The organism is Mycobacterium szulgai (assembly GCF_002116635.1).
GTDB classification, from domain to species: domain Bacteria; phylum Actinomycetota; class Actinomycetes; order Mycobacteriales; family Mycobacteriaceae; genus Mycobacterium; species Mycobacterium szulgai.
Map to the genome: position 1 here is coordinate 15,399 of NZ_LQPW01000153.1, position 17,868 is coordinate 33,266.

The window sequence follows — 17,868 nt, forward strand, 5'->3', positions numbered from 1 at the left end:
GACTCAGCCGGGTGCCTTGACGGATTCTCTATAAATCCTTGGCGAAATCGAGACACGGCCTTTCGGGGCCCTTTCTGGCGCCATAACGGGGCGCACGCGGCGCATTCCATTTCTGTTCAGTCTTTATTCAGTACGCCCGCGACACAGTCGAGGCATCAACTGAGACCGGGTCGGGAGCGTGAGATGCCCATGTCGTTCGTGACAGCTGTGCCGCAATCCTTCACAGCAGCAGTGCAGGATTTGGCGAATATCGGGTCGGCGATCACCGGCGCCCGGGCTGCGGCCGCGGCGTCAACGATTGAGGTGGCCGCGGCAGCCGGCGACGAGGTATCCGCGGCGATCGCGCAACTGTTTTCTGCTCATGCTCAGGAATTTCAGGCCCTGAGTTCGCAGGCGACAACGTTTCACGACCAGTTCGTGCAGGCACTGAGCGCCGCCGGCGGATCTTATGCAGCGGCCGAGGCGGCTAACGCGTCGCCGCTACAGATGCTCGAACAGGGCGTGCTCGGAGTGATCAATGCGCCCACTCAGGCATTGTTGGGCAGGCCGCTGATCGGCAATGGCGCCGACGGCACGGCAGTAAACCCGGCCGGCGGGGAGGGCGGACTGCTGTACGGCAACGGCGGCAACGGGTATTCCGCGACGGCTGCCGGGGTGGCCGGCGGCGCCGGTGGCGCTGCCGGGTTGATCGGCAACGGCGGTGCCGGTGGCGCAGGTGGGGCCGGTGGCTCGGCCGGCGGTGCCGGCGGCACCGGCGGCTGGTTGTGGGGCAATGGCGGTGCCGGTGGGGCTGGTGGCGTCGCCACCAGCGGCACCGGCGGGCTTGGCGGCAACGGCGGTCACGCCGGATTGCTCGGCACCGGCGGCGCCGGCGGGACGGGCGGAGCCGGTGCTAGCGGCGCAAACGGTGCTGTCGGATCGTTTACCGGTAGCGGGCCAACAGGCAGTGACGGCGGACACGGAAGCACCGGCGGAGCCGGCGGGGCCGGCGGGGCCGGCGGCCTGGTGTACGGCAACGGCGGCGAGGGCGGCGCTGGTGGTGGCGGCGGTGCCGGCGGACATGGTGGCGCCGGAGCTGTTGGTGTGGCTGGCACCTCGCCGACCGTCGCCGCTGGTGGCGGCGGTAATGGCGGAAATGGCGGCGGCGGTGGCAATGGCGGCGACGGTGGCGTGGGCGGCGGCCACGGCCTGTTCGGGGGCCAGGTGGGCGGACACGGCGTCGGCGGCGCCGGCGGAACCGGCGGTGCCGCTGGCCTTGGGGGCGACGGCGGGACCGGCGCCCTGGGCATATCGACGATCAATAACGGTGTCGGCGGGACCGGCGGAAACGGCGGCGACCCCGGCAGCGGTGGCCTGGGCGGGGCCGGCGGCAGCGGCGGCGGCGGCCTGTACGGCGCCAACGGCGCAACCGGAAGCGCCGCCGTCAGCGGCGGCAACGGCGGCCTTGGTGGTGACGGCGCTGCCGCCAATGGCTTGAGCCTCGCCGGCGCCAATGGCGGGACCGGCGGCAACGGCGGACTGGTGGGCAACGGCGGCACCGGCGGCGCCGGCGGCACCGGTGGCCGCGCCGGGTTCACTCAGGTCGGTGGCGCCGGTGGCACCGGCGGTGCGGGCGGCGTCGGCGGGCAGTACGGCGATGGCGGCACCGGGGGCGCCGGCGGTACCGGTGGAGCGGGCTTCCAAGGTGTGGCGGCCGGCCACGGCGGCACCGGTGGCGTCGGCGGGGCCGGCGGCGCCGAAGGCAATGGCGGTACCGGCGGCGCCGGCGGCAGCGGCGGAGTTGCTGGCGGTCTGCCCGCCGGACCTGCCGGCAACGGCGGCACCGGCGGTGCCGGGGGCGTCGGTCAACACGGCGGCACCGGTGGTGCCGGCGGCGCCGGTGCGTCCGGCGACTCCAGCAACGCTCCCGGAAATGGTGGTACCGGCGGTGCCGGCGGCGCGACCAACGCCTCTGGTGGCACCGGCGGAACCGGCGGTGCCGGCGGTACCGGCGGCGCCTCGGGCGGCGGCTTCTTTACCGGCGGCGGTGGTGGCGCAGGCGGCGTCGGGGGCAACGGCGGCCAGGCGGGCGACGGCGGCACGGGTGGAATGGGAGGGACCGGCGGGGCCGGTTTCGCCGGAGATTCCGGCGCGGCGGGGACTACCGGCGGGGGCGGCGGAGTCGGTGGAACCGGTGGCGCCGGTGGTGTCACTAGCGGCAACGGTGGGCAAGGCGGGACCGGCGGGACCGGCGGGATGGGCGGCACCGGCGCTGACGCCGGGGCCAGCGCTGGTCCGGGATCCGGCGGTGGTGGCGGCCATGGCGGTGGCGGCGGATCGGGCGGTCAGGCTTCGTCCGGCAACCAGGGCGCCGGCGGCGATGGCGGAATCGGCGGCCAGGGCGGCCAGGGCGGTGACGACAGCACGCCTCGGACCGTGGCCGGCGCCGGCGGCGGGGGAGGCATAGGCGGCACCGGCGGCAGCGGCTACATCGGCGGTGCCGGCGGTGCCGGCGGAACCGGTGGCATAGGCGGCACCGGCGGTCCGGTCGACGGTGATTACGGGACCGGCGGCCGGGCCGGTGACGGCGGCGCAGGAGGTGCCGGGGGCAGCGGCATCACCGTCGGCGGCACCGGGGGCGTCGGCGGGACGGGAGGCACCGGTGGCACCGTCGGCAGCCCCACCAACAACTTCGGTGCCGGCGGCGACGGCGGGACCGGCGGTATGGGCGGCATGGGCGGATCGAGCAACACCGGGTCCGGCGGCGACGGCGGCGCCGGCGGCGGTGGCGGCGTCGGCGGCGACGGCGGTTTCAGCTTCGGCGGTTCCGGCGGTGGCGGCGGCGATGGCGGGACCGGCGGTTCCGGCATAGGCGGTCCCGGCGGTACCGGGTTGGCCGGCGGGCCGGGCTCGGGGCCCAACAGCTCCTACGGGGCACCCGGTGGCGCCGGCGGAGCCGGCGGATCCGGCAACGGCTGACTAGCGCCGTACGCGGCGCATTCCATTTCTCTACAGCCTTTACTCACGACCTGTCCGGGACAGTCGGGGACCAAATGGAGAACCCGGGTTCGCCGAAGTGTGAGGGGTAGTCATGTCGTTCGTGACCGCAGTGCCGGAATCCCTGGCGGCAGCAGCGCAAGATTTGTCCAATATCGGGTCTGCGATCAGCGGCGCCAGGGCGGCCGCGGCGGCCTCGACGATCCAGGTGGAATGGGCTGGCACTGACGAGGTTTCCGCGGCAATCGCGTCGGTGTTCTCCGGCTACGGCCAGGAATTCCAGTCGATCAGCACCCAGGTGTCGGCGTTCCACGACCAATTCGTGCGGGCCATGAGTGCCAGTGCCGCAGCCTATCTGACCACCGACATCGCCAGCGCGTCGCAGAATCTGCTGAACACGCTCAACGCTCAGACCGTGGCCCGCTACGGGCGACCGCTGATCGGCAACGGCGCCAACGCCGCCCCCGGCTCGGGATTGAACGGCGGCGACGGCGGCCTGCTGTTCGGCAACGGCGGGGCCGGCGGGTCAGGCGCTCCGGGCATGCGTGGCGGTAACGGCGGGGCCGCGGGATTGTTCGGCACCGGCGGCGCCGGCGGCGCGGGCGGTAGCACCTTCAACGGCAACGGCGGGATGGGCGGCAACGGCGGTGCCGGCGGACAGTTGTTCGGTACCGGCGGAACAGGCGGACTCGGCGGGGCAGCGTTCGGCGGCTCAAGCATCGGCACTGCCGGAGTCGGCGGCGCCGGCGGGGCGGGTGGAGTGGGCGGGCTGTTCGGCGGCGGCGGGCTTGGGGGGTCCGGCGGCGCGAGCCAGGTTCTCGCCGGCGGTACCGGCGGAGCCGGCGGCGCTGCCGGAAACCTAAGCGGCCTAGTGGGTGTGGGCGGCGGCCACGGCGGGACGGGCGGCTTCAGCGCCGAGGGCATCGGCGGGACTGGTGGCGCCGGCGGTGTCGGGGGTCTGCTCGGCGGCTCCGGCGGCGCCGGCGGGACCGGCGGATTCGGTGTCCAGGAACACGGTGGCGGCGGTGGAGCGGGCGGCAACGCGGGCTGGCTGTTCGGCTCCGGCGGGGCCGGCGGAGCGGGCGGAGACTCGCTCGACGCGACCGGGGGTGCCGGCGGGACCGGTGGTAACGCGGGTGCGCTGTTCTCCAGCGGCGGCATCGGCGGGGCCGGCGGATCCACATCAGGCTCGTTCGGCGGTACCGGAGGCGCGGGCGGGGCCGGCGGCAACGCGGGTGCGCTGTTGTCCAACGGCGGCGCTGGTGGCGCAGGTGGATTCGGTTATCACAGTGACGGTGGCGCCGGCGGAGCCGGAGGCAGGGCCGGCCAGCTGATCGGCAATGGCGGCGCGGGCGGCGCCGGCGGAAACAGCACCACAACCGGCGGGGCCGGCGGTGTCGGCGGCAATGCCGTGTTCCTCGGCACCGGCGGCAACGGTGGCAATGGCGGCTTCGGCCCGGTCTTCGGCCACACCGCGGCCAACGGTTCCGGCGGGCCGCTTGCAGGCGTCTTCAACGCGGTCAACGGTCCCGCCGAGGCATTGTTCGGACGTCCGCTTATCGGTAACGGGGCAAACGGTGGCATCGGAACCGGTGCAGCCGGTGGAGCCGGCGGCTTCCTATTCGGCGACGGCGGCGCCGGGGGGTCCGGCGGCATTGGCCAGCACGGCGGTGCCGGCGGAGCCGCCGGGCTGTTCGGCACCGGCGGCGCCGGCGGCGCGGGCGGCTTCGTGACAGCCGTCGGCACTGCCGGGGCGGGCGGCGCCGGCGGTACCGGCGGGCTGCTGTCCGGCAACGGCGGGATCGGTGGGGCTGGTGGATATGCGCTGGGCGGCAGCGGCAACGGCGGCGCGGGCGGAGCCGGCGGGAACGGCGGGTTGCTGGGCGCCGGGGGCGACGGCGGCGCCGGTGGAGTCAGCAAAGTCAGCGGGATGGCCGGTGGCACGGGCGGCGCGGGCGGTACCGGAGGTGCGCTCGGCGGCCTGGTTGGCGCGGGCGGGGGCAACGGCGGCAACGGCGCGGTAGGTTCCGTCGAAGGTGCGGGCGGAGCCGGAGGCAATGCGGGTTGGCTCGGCGGCTCCGGCGGGGCCGGCGGAAACGGCGGCCAGCAGGGTGCACCCGGCGGCGCCGGCGGCCACGGCGGCAATGCGGGTACGTGGTTCGGCAACGGCGGCAGCGGCGGCAACGGCGGCGATGGTGGTATTGCGCCAGTCCTTACCAATGCCGGCGGGCAGGGCGGCGCCGGTGGCAACGGTGGATTCCTCGGCACCGGCGGATTCGGCGGGTTCGGCGGCGAAGGGTTCGTCGGCGGCCACGGCGGAGCCGGCGGTAACGCGGGCCAGTTCGGTTTCGGCGGGGCCGGCGGGGGCGGCGGATTGGGCGTCCTCACCGCCGGTGGCGACGGTGGAAATGGCGGTCGAGGCGGCGGGGTGTGGGGCAACGGCGGTGGGGGGGGCGAAGGCGGCCAAGCCGCATCCTTCCCCCCTACGGATAGCGGCACCGGTGGGCGTGGCGGCGTCGGCGGCGGCACCGGCCAGATCGGCACCGGCGGCAACGGTGGCAACGGCGGGCTGGGCGGTAGCACCGGGACCCCCGGCGTCGGCGAGGACGGCGGCGCCGGCGGACAGTTCTGGGGCGCCGCCGGCTTACCTGGCAAGCCGCGCTAAACCCCAAGCGCTACAAGCCTATTGACACCGATACCGGTAGCGCCTCAGGCGCGGGTGCGCCGATTGCCTGCGCCAGCTGCTGGGGCAGGTAGATCAGCAAGCCCGGGATGATGCCGCCGGTCGGCGTGCCGCCGAGTGGAACTGCCGTCTGCGGAATGACCGCTGGGCTGGTAACGGGCCCGACGTATGCGGTTACCACCGACAGCGGCGTGAGGATTCCGCCCAGCGGGATGCCCGCCGTGACCGGGACGGCGAGTGGCACGCCGAGCAGGCTCACCGAGGGCAGCGGAACTCCGAACGACACCTGACCGTTGAGGAAGCCGTTCGCGACTACGGCGGGAGCGGTGATTACCGCGACCGCAGCGCCCACCACGTCTGCGCTTTGGGCCGCGCTCATGAAGGCCGCCACGCTGGAACCCAGTGCGCTCATCGTGGTGGCGGGGGAACCTATCGCGTCGATGGCCAGTGCCATCGGCAGACCTAAGATGGCGGGGCCGAGGTTCAGCGGGTTGGTGTCCACCGCGATGTTGAACGAGACGTCCGTCAGCGTCCTGAGCACGTTCAGCGCGTTTTGCGCGATTCTGCCGGGAATGGTGGTGATCGGCCCGAGGTCCTGGAGAGCGGCGGGCATACCCGCCATCCCGGTGCCCAAGTCTTGAGCGGCCTTTCCGAAGGACTCACTGATTATTTGTCCGTAGCCGATCTGATTGTTGATGAATTGGTGCAAGAAGGGTGCCGGATTCGCAAGCCAGGCATTGCCGAGGTTTTGAAGGTTGGCGACGGTATTCGAGAAAAGCGTTTGATACGGCCCGGCGATAGCGGCAAAAGTATTACCGCCAGAACCGGTTACGGTTAGACCGGGCAATGCGCCCAGACCCGGTAATCCCAGCAGGCTCGGTAGCCCGGGCAAGCTCGGTAGCGCGGGCAGCCCCAACAAGCTGGTCAGACCCGTTAGTCCGGGGAGGCTGGGCAGCCCCGGCGCGGGCAGCCCGCCGCCGACAAGATTGCTGAGCGCCAAACTGGTGGCCCCGCTCGCAGCGCTGGGAGCCGACACCGAATTGGCCGTCTCGGTGCCCAGGTACACCTGCGCACTTGCGTCCAGCACTTTGACGAACTCCGCATGGAACGCCTGCGCCTGCGCGCTGACGGCTTGATATTCCTGGCCTAGGTTTCCGAACATCGCCGCAAGAGCGCCCGACACCTCGTCGGCGCCGGCCGGCGCCACCGAGACGGTAGGCGCCGCAGCAGAAGTCGCGGCGTCGATCAGCGCCGAGCGAATGGCCGTTAATTCTTGTGCCGCGGACTGCATCCATTCCGGCGTCGTGACGACAAATGACATGGCCATCTCCTCGGGGCTATTGAACTTGCGCCCAACAGGAAATGGACTAAAGTGACCGATTGAAACATGCAGATTAGGGAATGGTTTTACCGCTAATTTTCGGTTATCGGACAATCCACACAAATTGCGAAATTGCGCGACCAAAACCGCGCTTGTCGTCAGCCGGCCCTCGTCAGAGTGAAATGGTCATGCCAGTCACCGAGACCGCAGGGCGCCGGGCTCTCCAAGAAGTCCACCTCGCCGGCGAGTGTCAGCGGGTCCCACCATTGAGTGACGGTGACTGGATGTGCACCGCCCTCGAACCAGGAACCGTTGTCGCCGACGGTGTATGAGGGACATACCGCCCCCTCGGGAACGGTCCGGGTAACGGTGTAACGGCCATCGACTAGAGGGGCATCAAAGCCCCGGCCCGGCCCGGTCGTCACATGAGCGACGCAGCCCGGCGTACAGGCCGTCCGGATGAGCCAGGTTGCTGTGACGCCGTCTTCGTCCGCGTAGGTGTAGACACCGTCCATTGCTGCTGGAACTTCCGCCTTTGCCGCCGGTCCGGTCGCGTATAGTCCCGCGCCAGCAAATACAGCCGTCGCCGCAATGATGCATCTGATCTTCATTATTCCGCCCTTAGCCCGTGTTTTCCGGCTTTGGGCGCCCGCAGTCAAAGGTATCAGCAAATTTGTGTGCGGAATCGGACGTGCGCGGCGTTCATAGGCAACTCATGGACGGCACCAACTCGAAATGCACGGTGCGGCCGTACTTTGACCTGCCAAGCCGGTGTGCGGCCGGGACGAACACGCCGTGCAGCAACGGGTACTTGCGCCGAAGGAGGCGCGCCGCCTGCTGGGATTCGGCGCCGTCAAGCAACCGCACCCGACCCGGCTGCATGTCGCCGGTCGCGTTTCCCGACATCGTCGCCGGGCCGAATTCGACATGTGGATTCCGTCGAACCCGGCGTACCTTGACGGCCCGCTCGAAACTACGGAAATACGCGCGATCACCGTCCACCGCGATGCTGACCGGACTCGTCCCTGGTGAACCATCCTTACGAAATGTGGTGAGCCTGATGGTTTTCTGATGGACGAAGCGGGCCAATGCAGGATCGCTGGCGCAGGAGACGTTGCCCAGTACATAGCCGAGCTGACGCAGTCGCAGTACCAAAGCGAAAACAAGTGCGGCCGAGGCCGCTCCCAGCAACCAGGCTTGGGCGGGCGAACCGCCAAGGTGCCGGTCCACCACATGGTTGACGGTGTGGATCGTGTTGGCCAGCAGGAATCCGGCGATGGACGTGGCTAAGGCATCCGACCAGATCAGCGCGAGCAGCAGCGTTGCACCCAGACCGACCTGAAAGGCGCCGACGTCATGCAGGAAGTGCTCGTGCTCGCCGAATCCGACGAATTGCGCGAAGGAGCCGGGATCGATCAGGCACCAAACCCCGATGCCGATGGTCAGCAGTCCGATCAGTGCCGTGACCGTGATCAGGTACCGGCGCCCCGCGGGTCCAATGGGATTCATGATGGCCGTCCTTTGCATTCAGCTTCTCGTCTTTATGTGTCAGACGAGACTGCGTGCAAAGGTGTGACGGCCGATTAGGACCTAAGCGCCGATTGCCTTCGCGAGCTGTTCGGGCGCGTAGCTCAGTAGCGCGGGAACTATGCCACCGGCAGGCGTACCGCCGAGCGTCAGGGTATGCGTCCCGATCGGTGGCTTCGCATCAATCGTCGCCGTCAAGGGCCGCAGCGGCGACAGGATGCCTCCGACTGGAATGTCTACAGTCACCGGAATTCCCCCCGTCGTCGACGTCGGTAGTGCCAGCGGGATCGTGCCCTCACCATTGAGGAAGCCGTTGACGATGTTGGCCGGTGCGTCGATTAGGGCCGTCGCTGCGCCCACCAGGTTTCCGGCCTGCAGGTCATGGATGAAGGTCGTGGTGCTATCCGCAAACGCCATCGCCGTGGTGACCGGCGAACCCAGCGCGTCAAGGGTCAACGCCAGCGGCAGCCCGATATTCATCGCCCCGCCCACAGGGTCGAGCGTGATCGTGAAGGCGAGGTTTGTGCTCGTGAGCGTCGTGATCACATTGGTCAAGTTCTGCGACGTGAGTCCGGGGATACTCAGGATGGGGAACAAGTCTCCCACCGGTCCGACCAGCAAGATGTTCGACAAGTCGCTCGCGTTGAGACCGCTGACGAAGACCTTCACCACCGCGCCCAACACGTCACTCACCGCGCCGCTGACGTTGCCCGCAGCGAGGGCTTGGAGGGCCGATTGCAGGCTCGGCGGTATGCCCGCCAGTCCGATGGCGAAGTCCCTAGTGGCGCTGGTGAGGGCCGTCAGGGTCAGCTGGCCGTAGCCGAACTGGTTGGCCAGGAACTGCTCCAGGAATGGCGCCGGGTTGGCAAGCACGCCACTGCCGATGGTCTGCAAATTGGTGATGGTGTTGGTGATCAGGTCCTGATACGGCCCGGCAGCGGAAATGCTGTCAGCCAGGCTGGGGAAGCCCACCGCGGCCGCGCCAGGTGGGCCGACCGTGCCGCCTTTACCGAACACCCCGCCGGTGCCACCATTGCCGCCGATTCCATTGGCCCCAGGCGTGGGACCGGTGCCGCCGGCCCCGCCGGCGCCGCCGGCGCCGCCGTTTCCGAAGATGGTGGCATTGCCGCCGGTACCGCCGTTGGCACCAGCCCCGCCCTTGCCGCTAAGGGAGGCGCTGGTGGCCCCGCCGGCTCCACCGGCTCCACCGGCCCCGCCGTTGCCGTAGAACACTCCGGCGTTGCCGCCGTTTCCGGCAGCACCGCCGGCGCCGGCGTCGCCGGTGAACGTCACGGTTGATGCCCCACCGGTGCCCCCGGCCCCACCGGTGCCACCGTTACCGATGAATTGGGCGCTGCCGCCGTTTCCGCCGGCGCCGCCGGTACCGGCGGGCAAGTCAGCGCTCTTGCCGCCGACGCCACCGGCCCCACCGATCCCTCCGTCGCCGTACAGCGCACCGCCGGCACCGCCGTGTCCGCCGGCACCGCCCGTACCGGCGTTACCGGCGAGCAAGGAAAGGGTGCTGGCTCCACCGTTACCGCCGGCCCCGCCGGCGCCACCGTGGCCAATGAAGGACGCGTTGGCGCCGTTGCCGCCGGCACCGCCAATACCGGCGTTACCTGCGCCCGCCGCAGAGCCCCCGTTTCCGCCGGCCCCGCCGGATCCGCCGTCGCCGTACCAGAGCCCTGAGGCCCCGCCCGCCCCGCCGGCCCCGCCGGCACCGCCGGCGTTGGCGAGGGTACCGGCGGCACCGCCGGCACCGCCGGCCCCGCCGGCACCACCGTTACCGATCAAGCTGGCATTGCCGCCGGCACCTCCGTTAGCGCCGGCACCGGCGCTGGTCGCGAGAAGAGAGGTATCCCCACCTGTGCCGCCGGCCCCGCCGGCACCGCCGCCGCCGTACAGCAGACCGCCGTTGCCGCCGCGGCCACCGCTGCCGGCGTCCATGCCGACGGCGGCAACCGTCGTGCCGGCATGGCCGGCCCCGCCGGCGCCGCCGACGCCCCACAGTCCAACACTGCCACCGGTGCCGCCGGCAGAACCCATGCCGATGAAGTTGACGCCGCCGACACCACCGGCACCACCGTTGCCGACCAAGGTATTTCCGCCCGACCCGCCGGACGTGCTCGTCAGGATATCCGTAAACCCGGCCACGCCCCCATCACCACCGGCACCGCCGTTGCCGAAGAAGGCATTCCCGCCTGCGCCGCCCGCCATAGTGGTGCCGGAACCACCGGCGCCTCCGTTGCCGAACAGCCCGGCATCGGCGCCGGCCAGGCCAGACCCGGCACCCGCGCTGCCGCCATTGCCGACAACCAGCCCGGCGTGTCCGGCAGTACCGCCGGTAGGCCCGCTGCCCCCGCTCCCGCCGTTGCCGAAGAACACGGCATTGCCGCCGGCCCCGCCGGCCCCGGCACCGTTTCCATTGCCACCGGCTCCGCCATTGCCGTAGAGGAAGCCGCCGCCACCACCGGCTCCGCCGGCCGCGCCGGTGCCGCCGGCGCCGCCGGCCCCGCCGTTGCCGATCAGTCCGGCGGATCCGCCGCTACCGCCGGCGCCGCCGCTGGGCCCGCCCTGGCCACCCGCGCCGCCATTGCCGTACAAAATGCCGCCAGGCTGGCCGTTGCCGCCGGGATTCGACCCGGTCCCGGCGGCTCCGTCGGCGCCGTTGCCGATCAGCGGACGGCCAAGCAGCGACTGGGTAGGCGCATTCACCGCGTCGAGGACAGCTTGCATCGGCGATGCGCTGGCAGCCTCGGCGGCCGCGTAGGCCACCGCGCCGCCATTGAGTAGGCGTACGAACTCCGCGTGAAATGCGTTCGCCTCGGCATTGAGCGCTTGGAACTGCTGGCCATACGCGCCGAACAGTTGTGAGATAGCCGCCGACACCTCGTCGCCGGCCGCCGCCACCAGCCCAGTCGTGGGCGTGGCTGCTGCGGCTGCGGCGTCGCTCAACGCCGACCGAACGTTGGCCAAACTCCCGGCCGCCGCCGCCACCACGTCCGGCTCGGCGATTAAAAACGACATGGCCATCTCCCTTTTCGGCTCACTTCGGCATCACGAGAAACAAGAGCGTAATTGTGTCCCAGGCCACATGAGGGAAAACGAGAGTTTTACGGCGAGTTGAGTCAATGTGTCCGCACGGTGGTGTGCACGTTGTCTTCACGGGGTGGGTGCTGCGACCTCGTTGGGCGGTAAAACGTCAGTGGCTAACCCGCCTAAGCCGGTCCACCGAGACCGCCGCTGCCTCCGGACCCGCCACCGCCCGCTGTTCCCGAGATGGGTGCGGGGGCGGTGCCGGTCTTGCCGGTCTTACCGGCTGATTGATTCAGCGATCGCGGCTCATGGTTTGGCGGGTCCCCTGACAGGCCCGTTCAACAAAACAGCAACGTTCTCACATGCGCTGCCCGGCAACGTTTTACCCAACTAGCACAACGCCTGGGGGTCAGGCGCCGGGCCAGCTCGATTCCGGTGTCTTCGGATGCGCGTGAGTCCGCCTCAGGATGCATTCCGAGAAAGGGGCAGCGATGAAATTCTTGGTATCACCCCCGGAGGTCATTTCCGAGCTGATGCGCTCTGGTGCCGGTTCCGGGCCGATGTACTTGGCCGCGGCCGGCTGGGCGGGATTGGCCGCTGAGCTGGACTCGGCTGCGGAGGCGTTTTTATCGGTGACCTCAGGGTTGACCGGCAATGCATGGCAGGGGGCGGCATCCCAGGCGATGACAGCTGCGGCGGTGCCCTATGCGAATTGGTTGAGTACCGCGGCGGCCCACGCGTCCGGGGCGGCTGCACAGGCCGATGCGGTGGCGGGAGTGTTTGAGTCGGCGCTTGCGGCCACGGTGCACCCAGCATTGGTAGCGGCCAATCGTTCCGAGTTGGTGTCGCTGGTCATGTCGAATCTGTTCGGGTTGAACGCTCCGGCGATTGCTGCCACCGAAGGCATCTACGAGGAGATGTGGGCGCAAGACGTCGCCGCGATGGTCGGCTACCACTGCGGGGCGGCGGCAGCGGCCGCGCAGTTGACCTCGACGGCGAGCGCGTTGGTACCCAACTTCGGCACGACCGCGCAAGCCGCGGCCGCGCAGGCTGCGGCGGCCGTCAACTACGGCTACGGCAACGTCGGTAACGGGAACATCGGGTTCTTCAATAACGGCCTGTACAACATCGGTATCGGCAACATCGGCAGCGCCAATCTCGGCATCGGCAACATCAGCCCGCTCTTCGACGTCGACCCGGACAACCTCACCAAGTTCGGCGGCTTCGGGCTGTTCAATTCCGGCCTGAACAACGTCGGCATCGGCAATGTCGGCAACAACAACGAGGGTCTGGCCCTGAGCTACTTGACCTTTTTGGGTGTGGGCAACCACGGCGACTTCAACCAGGGCCTGTTCAACACCGGCAACTACAACACCGGCATGGGGCTCACCGGGGATCACCTGATCGGTATCGGCCCGCTGCACATACATGACTTGCCCAATTACGGCTACGGCAACGTCGGCACCGGTAACTGGGGCTTCTTCAACAACGGCCTGGCAAACATCGGCATCGGCAACGTCGGCAGCAACAATGTGGGTCTGCCGATCGACTTCTTGCGCTCGTTGGGCGTGGGCAACCACGGCGACTTCAACCAGGGTCTGTTCAACACCGGGAACTACAACATCGGCATTGGGCTTACTGGTGATCACCTGATCGGAATCGGTCCACTGCACATCGCCGGCTAGCTGCCGACGAGGCCCTGCTGAAGCTCAGCAAGGGTTTCAATCGCGCTGGGGCAGCCCCGCCAGAGCTACGTCATCGGTGATGCGCATATTCGGTGCCGGTGACTGGGTACTCGGTCGCTAAGCCGTACTTAGGGACCGAAAACCAAACGTGGCGAAGTTGTTCGAATTCACTGAATCGGTGCTGGTAGCGAGTCCATCGGCATACGTGTGGGAGTTGCTGAGCGATATTGACCGATGGTGGTTGGCTTCCAATAGCGAACACGAAGGGCTGGAACACCTGGATTCCTTACCGCCGACGGAAGTCGGCGCACAGTTGCGAATATGAGAAAAGATCGGCGGAATACCCGGGGTCGCAACGGGCACGATCACGGCGGTGGCGCCAGGCGAATCAGTCACTTGGGAAGCAGACGCGCGGTATCGCTGGCTCGGCATCCCGGTTCGGGTGGACGAGGGCGTCACCTGGAGCGTCGAGCCGTCAGGCAGCGCAACGACCCGCGTCAGTGCGCGGGTGTGGGCGACATTCCCGCGCCATTTGGTGGGCCGCATCGCCAGTTTGGCGTTCACGCGACTGCTCAACGGTGTCGAGAAGGACCGCGAGCACACCGGGACGGAGCTGCGCTATCTGAAAGACGTCATCGACAACTCGTCGCAATCCAAATCCCCCGGGCCTAAGTGAACGTCTAAGTGAAACAGCGCCGTGGCGGCGATCCGGCTACCTAGTGGCAGGCTGGGAAAGTCGCTCGAGCACAACGCATTCCAGGCCGGGGCCGCCGGCGCAGTCCGGTTCTGCGACCTCCATCAGCTTGGCGATGCTGTTTTCAAGTGCTTGCAGCTCAATAATTTTCGCGCGGACGGCTTGGAGATGGGTTTCTGCCAGCTCACGAGCCTCGAGGCAGGAACGGTCGCGATCTTGGGCCAGCGCGACGAGGGTGCGAACCTGCTCGACCGAGAAGCCGAAATCACGGCAGCGACGAATGAACGTCAGCCGTCGCACGTCATCGTCGCGGTAATGACGCTGACCGCTTACCCGCCGCGGGCTGGGAAGAAGGCCGATCGCTTCGTAGTACCGGATCGCGGGAGCCGAAGTCCTCGTCGCAGAGGCGAGCTCGCCGATTCTGAGAGTCATATCCGATTGTCTCGCTCAGCCGCTTGACCCTCAAGCGACTTCAAGGCCGATGCTGGTCAATATCGGCAGCGTTTGCCGACAAGAACCGAAGCGGAAGAAGTAGCAGATGAGCACAAATCGTGAATACCCGCTAGCTGGCTGCAGTCTCGGAGCGGCGGACTACGAGAGTCGGATCGCCTGGATCGAAGACCTCAACACGAGCTGGCTACGCAGCTACCACCGCGACGGCCGCCGGATTCGACTCGGATATGACCCCGCGGCGGCCGAGCAGGCTCGGGCGTTGATACTCCGTGAGCAAACCTGCTGCCCCTTCCTTCGCTTCGCCACCGAAGAAGCCCAAGACGGATTCGTCGTGATAATCGAAGCGCCCGCCGAACTGGGTACGGTTGCAGACGCCTTGTTCGCGTCCGGTAGCGCAACCGACCATCACCACGGCCCACGTAGCGCGGCACTCGAAAGGCATTAGCAAGATGCTCGAAGTCATGCGCGAGAGCGACCGAGATGTACTCGCATTGCGGGCTACCGGAAAGCTGAGCACGGCCGACTACCGCGACGTGCTGGCGCCTCAGGTGAAAATGCTGCTCGACCGTTTCTGCACACTGAAAGTGCTGTTTCTGATGGACGAGCCCTTTTGTGGTTGGAGCATGGGTGCGGCCTGGGCCAACACGGTGTTCGATTTCAAGCACCGTCGATATTTCGCCAAAATCGCGATTGTCGGCGCGCCACGATGGGAGCGATGGTGCGTCAACCTCGCCGCTGCATGCGTGGTGAGCGGCAAACTGCGGACGTACGACCGCGATCGACTGGCGGTTGCTTGGCAGTGGGTGCGCGCGTGAAATGCGCGCGCGGCTAGTGCTGCGCAGGCTGACGCCCGGTGAAGGCGATCAGTCGATCGAGGACCGGGGCGAAGGATCCGATGGCCGTCGGCTCCGCGAAACCCGCGTAATTGCGGGCTGCAGCAGTGATGACCTTGCCGGCAACGGCCAGCACGAACTCCGAGACTGCCTCGGAGACCACCACTTCACGGCCGGTCGCGATCGCGAAATCCCAAGCGTGAACAAGAAACTCGAGACAGAGGATCCCGACCGGCACGGCCGCGGGCACCTGCTGCGCATTCAGCTCGACCGTGCCGTCCAAACCTCTTCCCCGCCACGCTTCCAACGCGGCCTGCGCCGCCTCAGCCACCTGAGTTTCTAGCGGCGCATCCGGATCTCGGAGAGGAAGTTGCGCGTCTGCGGCGCTACCGAGGATCGTGATAGAACGCATCAGGTGATCGGCAAGCTGCGAAACGTCGTATTCCTTGCATGGCGTCTGCTTGGGTAAGTCAGCGGTGTCAAGCCCGCGCAGCACGTGTTGGAGTACCGCCAATGTTGCTTCCGCACAAGATAATTCGTTCAGCGTGCCGGGCGTTGCCGCCCATTCGTCAGGACCGGCGTCACCGTTTCGGCCGGCGGCGACCAGCCGGTCGAGGAAGTGATTCCAGCCTTCGGCGTGACGGGCGGCCTGCTCCTCGGTCAGCCCGTCGTGGACCAGCCGCACCTCGGTGCCGGCGTCGACCGGGGTCAGTGTGACGGTGACCGTCGACCCTCCTGGCGCTGGGTCACCGTGTTCCTCCCATCCCCAGGAGAGGACCACCCGCCTACCGGGCTCGAGCTCCACGACGGTGCCCCCTGCGGTGTGTCCCGGGGTCACGGTCCATCGATAGGTACCACCGGCACGTAGCTCCACACGTGCTGCGATGGCCATCCAGCGCCGTAGCCTATCGGGCTCGGTGATCAACGCGAACGTGCCAGCCGGATCTAAGGGCACGACGACTGCTTTTTCGAATGGCATGACGGACTCTCCTTATGACGGTGCATAGCGGGTGGCATCGACGACCAAGCGGTCCAGCTCATCGGTCCAAAACGCCGCGATGAGAGCGCGCAGGCGTCGCATCCCAGGCTCGTCAAGGCGGTAGTACCGTTCGCGGCCCTGTTTGCGGGCGGTCACCAGACCAACCTCGGCGAGAATTGCAAGGTGCTGGGAGATCGCCGAACGGGTAACGGAAAACTGCGACGCGAGCTGGGTGACGGTGCGCTCGCCTGAAGCCAGAAGCTGCAGCAGCCGACGCCGGGTTGGCTCTGCCGCCACTTCCAGCAAGTCGAGCACACGCCAATACGTTAGTGATCGCTAACGTATTAAACAATGGGCTCGGGGTGCGAGTTTCGCGAGTCCTGCCGAAGGGCACAATTGCAGTGTGCAAGTAGCTATCAGCGGTGCCGGTGTGGCGGGAACGGCGCTCGCCCACTGGCTCCATCGAGCGGGCCACACGCCGACGGTCATCGAGCAGGCCCCGCACTTCCGCACCGGCGGCTATGTGATCGACTTCTGGGGCGTCGGCTATCAAGTGGCCAAACGCATGGGCCTGGCCGACCAGATCCGCAACGCCGGCTACCAAATTGAACGGCTGCGCGCCGTCGGCGCCGACGGCAAAGTCAAGGCCGACGTAGACGTCGACGTTTTGCGCCCCACCTTCGGCGGCGATTTCACCAGCCTGCCCCGGGGCGACCTGGCCGCAGCAATCTATTCGACCATCGAAGGCAAGGTCGAAACGATCTTCGGTGACAGCATCACTGCCATTGAGCAACGCGCCGACGGTGTCCGGCTGACGTTCGAGAAAACCGCCCCGCGCGATTTCGACCTGGTTATCGGCGCCGACGGCTTGCACTCCAACGTGCGCCGTCTGGTCTTCGGGCCGGAGCAAGACTTCGAGCGTTACCTCGGCTGCAAGGTCGCGGCCTGCGTGGTCGATGGATACAAGCCGCGCGACGAGTTGAGCTACGTCACCTACAACACGCCCGGCAGGCAACTGGGCCGCTTCGCGTTGCGCGGCAACCGCACCATGTTCTTGTTCATCTTCCGCGCGGAGCACGATAGTGCCGGCGTGGCACCAAAAGACCAGTTGCGCAACCAGTTCGGCGCCGCCGGCTGGGAATCCCGGGACGTTCTGGCCGCGCTCGACGACGTCGACGACCTGTATTTCGATGTCGTCAGTCAGATCCACATGGACCGCTGGTCGCGCGGCCGGGTGCTGCTGATCGGCGACGCGGCGGGTTGCATCTCGCTGCTCGGCGGCGAGGGTACCGGCCTTGCGATCACCGAGGCTTACGTGCTCGCCGGCGAACTCATGCGCGCCGGCGCCGACTACCGTGGCGCCTTCGATGCGTACGAGGCTCGCCTGCGCCCCTTCGTCGAGGCCAAGCAAGCCGGTGCGGTGCGGTTCATCTCGTTCTTCGCCACCCGGACCCGATTCGGTCTGTGGTTGCGCAATGTGGCGATGCGCACGATGAATTTCAGGCCACTGGCGAGCCTGCTCAGCAGGGGCATACGCGATGACTTCGAACTGCCGGATTACGAATTGCCTTGAGTCACAGGGAAGGCCGGCGTGTGCATCGCTGACGGCCCATCGGTGATCGGGTAGGGTGCCTTCCCGCCGGCTGGTTGCCGAATCGAATGTCACGTTTAGGCAGCCGCC

12 protein-coding genes and 1 pseudogene are annotated in these 17,868 nt (G+C 68.2%); 7 read left to right on the plus strand and 6 right to left on the minus strand.

The window, feature by feature from the left end:
- Positions 1-189 precede the first annotated feature (189 nt).
- Both AWC27_RS23075 and AWC27_RS23080 read left to right on the plus strand, forming a co-directional pair.
- A complete protein-coding gene (locus tag AWC27_RS23075) occupies positions 190-2,958 on the plus strand; it encodes a PE family protein (protein ID WP_085672601.1) in 2,769 nt (922 codons plus the stop codon).
- A 112-nt stretch (positions 2,959-3,070) separates the two neighbouring features.
- Complete coding sequence (locus AWC27_RS23080) at positions 3,071-5,641, plus strand: PE family protein (protein WP_085672602.1); 2,571 nt, start codon at positions 3,071-3,073, stop codon at positions 5,639-5,641.
- Positions 5,642-5,651: 10 nt separating this feature from the next.
- Here AWC27_RS23080 and AWC27_RS23085 read toward each other — a convergent pair whose 3' ends face one another.
- The 4 genes from AWC27_RS23085 to AWC27_RS23100 all read right to left on the minus strand — a co-directional run bounded on the left by AWC27_RS23085 (position 5,652) and on the right by AWC27_RS23100 (position 11,534).
- Positions 5,652-6,980: a PE family protein gene (locus AWC27_RS23085; protein WP_139837165.1), complete on the minus strand. Its 1,329-nt coding sequence runs from the start codon at positions 6,978-6,980 to the stop codon at positions 5,652-5,654.
- A gap of 158 nt (positions 6,981-7,138) precedes the next feature.
- Positions 7,139-7,495, minus strand: a complete 357-nt coding sequence (locus tag AWC27_RS23090; RefSeq protein ID WP_085672604.1) for a hypothetical protein — start codon at positions 7,493-7,495, stop codon at positions 7,139-7,141.
- 187 nt (positions 7,496-7,682) lie between these two features.
- A complete protein-coding gene (locus AWC27_RS23095) occupies positions 7,683-8,489 on the minus strand; it encodes a PPOX class F420-dependent oxidoreductase (RefSeq protein ID WP_085672615.1) in 807 nt (268 codons plus the stop codon).
- A gap of 81 nt (positions 8,490-8,570) precedes the next feature.
- The gene (locus AWC27_RS23100) at positions 8,571-11,534 is read right to left on the minus strand and encodes a PE domain-containing protein (protein ID WP_085672616.1); all 2,964 of its coding nucleotides are present in this window, start codon (positions 11,532-11,534) and stop codon (positions 8,571-8,573) included.
- 500 nt (positions 11,535-12,034) lie between these two features.
- Between AWC27_RS23100 and AWC27_RS23105 the strand changes: the two genes are divergently transcribed.
- Positions 12,035-13,228 carry a PPE family protein gene (locus AWC27_RS23105; RefSeq protein ID WP_169726847.1) on the plus strand — a complete coding sequence of 398 codons (1,194 nt, stop codon included), beginning with the start codon at positions 12,035-12,037 and terminating at the stop codon, positions 13,226-13,228.
- Between the two features lie 373 nt (positions 13,229-13,601).
- Positions 13,602-13,904, plus strand: a complete 303-nt coding sequence (locus AWC27_RS23110) for a hypothetical protein (RefSeq protein ID WP_139837166.1) — start codon at positions 13,602-13,604, stop codon at positions 13,902-13,904.
- Between the two features lie 36 nt (positions 13,905-13,940).
- Here AWC27_RS23110 and AWC27_RS23115 read toward each other — a convergent pair whose 3' ends face one another.
- Positions 13,941-14,354: a MerR family transcriptional regulator gene (locus AWC27_RS23115; RefSeq protein ID WP_085672607.1), complete on the minus strand. Its 414-nt coding sequence runs from the start codon at positions 14,352-14,354 to the stop codon at positions 13,941-13,943.
- 106 nt (positions 14,355-14,460) lie between these two features.
- Here AWC27_RS23115 and AWC27_RS23120 point away from each other — a divergent pair, with 106 nt between their 5' ends.
- Together AWC27_RS23120 and AWC27_RS23125 are read left to right on the plus strand one after the other, a co-directional pair.
- Positions 14,461-14,820 carry a hypothetical protein gene (locus tag AWC27_RS23120; protein WP_085672608.1) on the plus strand — a complete coding sequence of 120 codons (360 nt, stop codon included), beginning with the start codon at positions 14,461-14,463 and terminating at the stop codon, positions 14,818-14,820.
- A 16-nt stretch (positions 14,821-14,836) separates the two neighbouring features.
- Entirely contained in the window at positions 14,837-15,190 is a 354-nt protein-coding gene (locus AWC27_RS23125) for a SpoIIAA family protein (RefSeq protein WP_245847446.1), read from the plus strand.
- Positions 15,191-15,203: 13 nt separating this feature from the next.
- Here AWC27_RS23125 and AWC27_RS23130 read toward each other — a convergent pair.
- Positions 15,204-16,493: pseudogene (locus AWC27_RS23130) on the minus strand (TIGR03086 family metal-binding protein).
- 97 nt (positions 16,494-16,590) lie between these two features.
- On the opposite strand from AWC27_RS23130, the gene AWC27_RS23135 reads away from it, so the two are divergent.
- The gene (locus AWC27_RS23135) at positions 16,591-17,760 is read left to right on the plus strand and encodes an FAD-binding domain (protein ID WP_085672610.1); all 1,170 of its coding nucleotides are present in this window, start codon (positions 16,591-16,593) and stop codon (positions 17,758-17,760) included.
- Positions 17,761-17,868: the final 108 nt, after the last annotated feature.

Bases quoted from the DNA above. Each gene is read 5' to 3' on its own strand.
- AWC27_RS23090 (WP_085672604.1), bottom strand. From the start codon at position 7,495: ATGGACGGTGTCTACACCTACGCGGACGAAGACGGCGTCACAGCAACC.
- AWC27_RS23075 (WP_085672601.1), top strand. From the start codon at position 190: ATGTCGTTCGTGACAGCTGTGCCGCAATCCTTCACAGCAGCAGTGCAG.
- AWC27_RS23100 (WP_085672616.1), bottom strand. From the start codon at position 11,534: ATGTCGTTTTTAATCGCCGAGCCGGACGTGGTGGCGGCGGCGGCCGGG.
- AWC27_RS23120 (WP_085672608.1), top strand. From the start codon at position 14,461: ATGAGCACAAATCGTGAATACCCGCTAGCTGGCTGCAGTCTCGGAGCG.
- AWC27_RS23125 (WP_245847446.1), top strand. From the start codon at position 14,837: ATGCGCGAGAGCGACCGAGATGTACTCGCATTGCGGGCTACCGGAAAG.
- AWC27_RS23105 (WP_169726847.1), top strand. From the start codon at position 12,035: ATGAAATTCTTGGTATCACCCCCGGAGGTCATTTCCGAGCTGATGCGC.
- AWC27_RS23115 (WP_085672607.1), bottom strand. From the start codon at position 14,354: ATGACTCTCAGAATCGGCGAGCTCGCCTCTGCGACGAGGACTTCGGCT.
- AWC27_RS23080 (WP_085672602.1), top strand. From the start codon at position 3,071: ATGTCGTTCGTGACCGCAGTGCCGGAATCCCTGGCGGCAGCAGCGCAA.
- AWC27_RS23085 (WP_139837165.1), bottom strand. From the start codon at position 6,980: ATGTCATTTGTCGTCACGACGCCGGAATGGATGCAGTCCGCGGCACAA.
- AWC27_RS23095 (WP_085672615.1), bottom strand. From the start codon at position 8,489: ATGAATCCCATTGGACCCGCGGGGCGCCGGTACCTGATCACGGTCACG.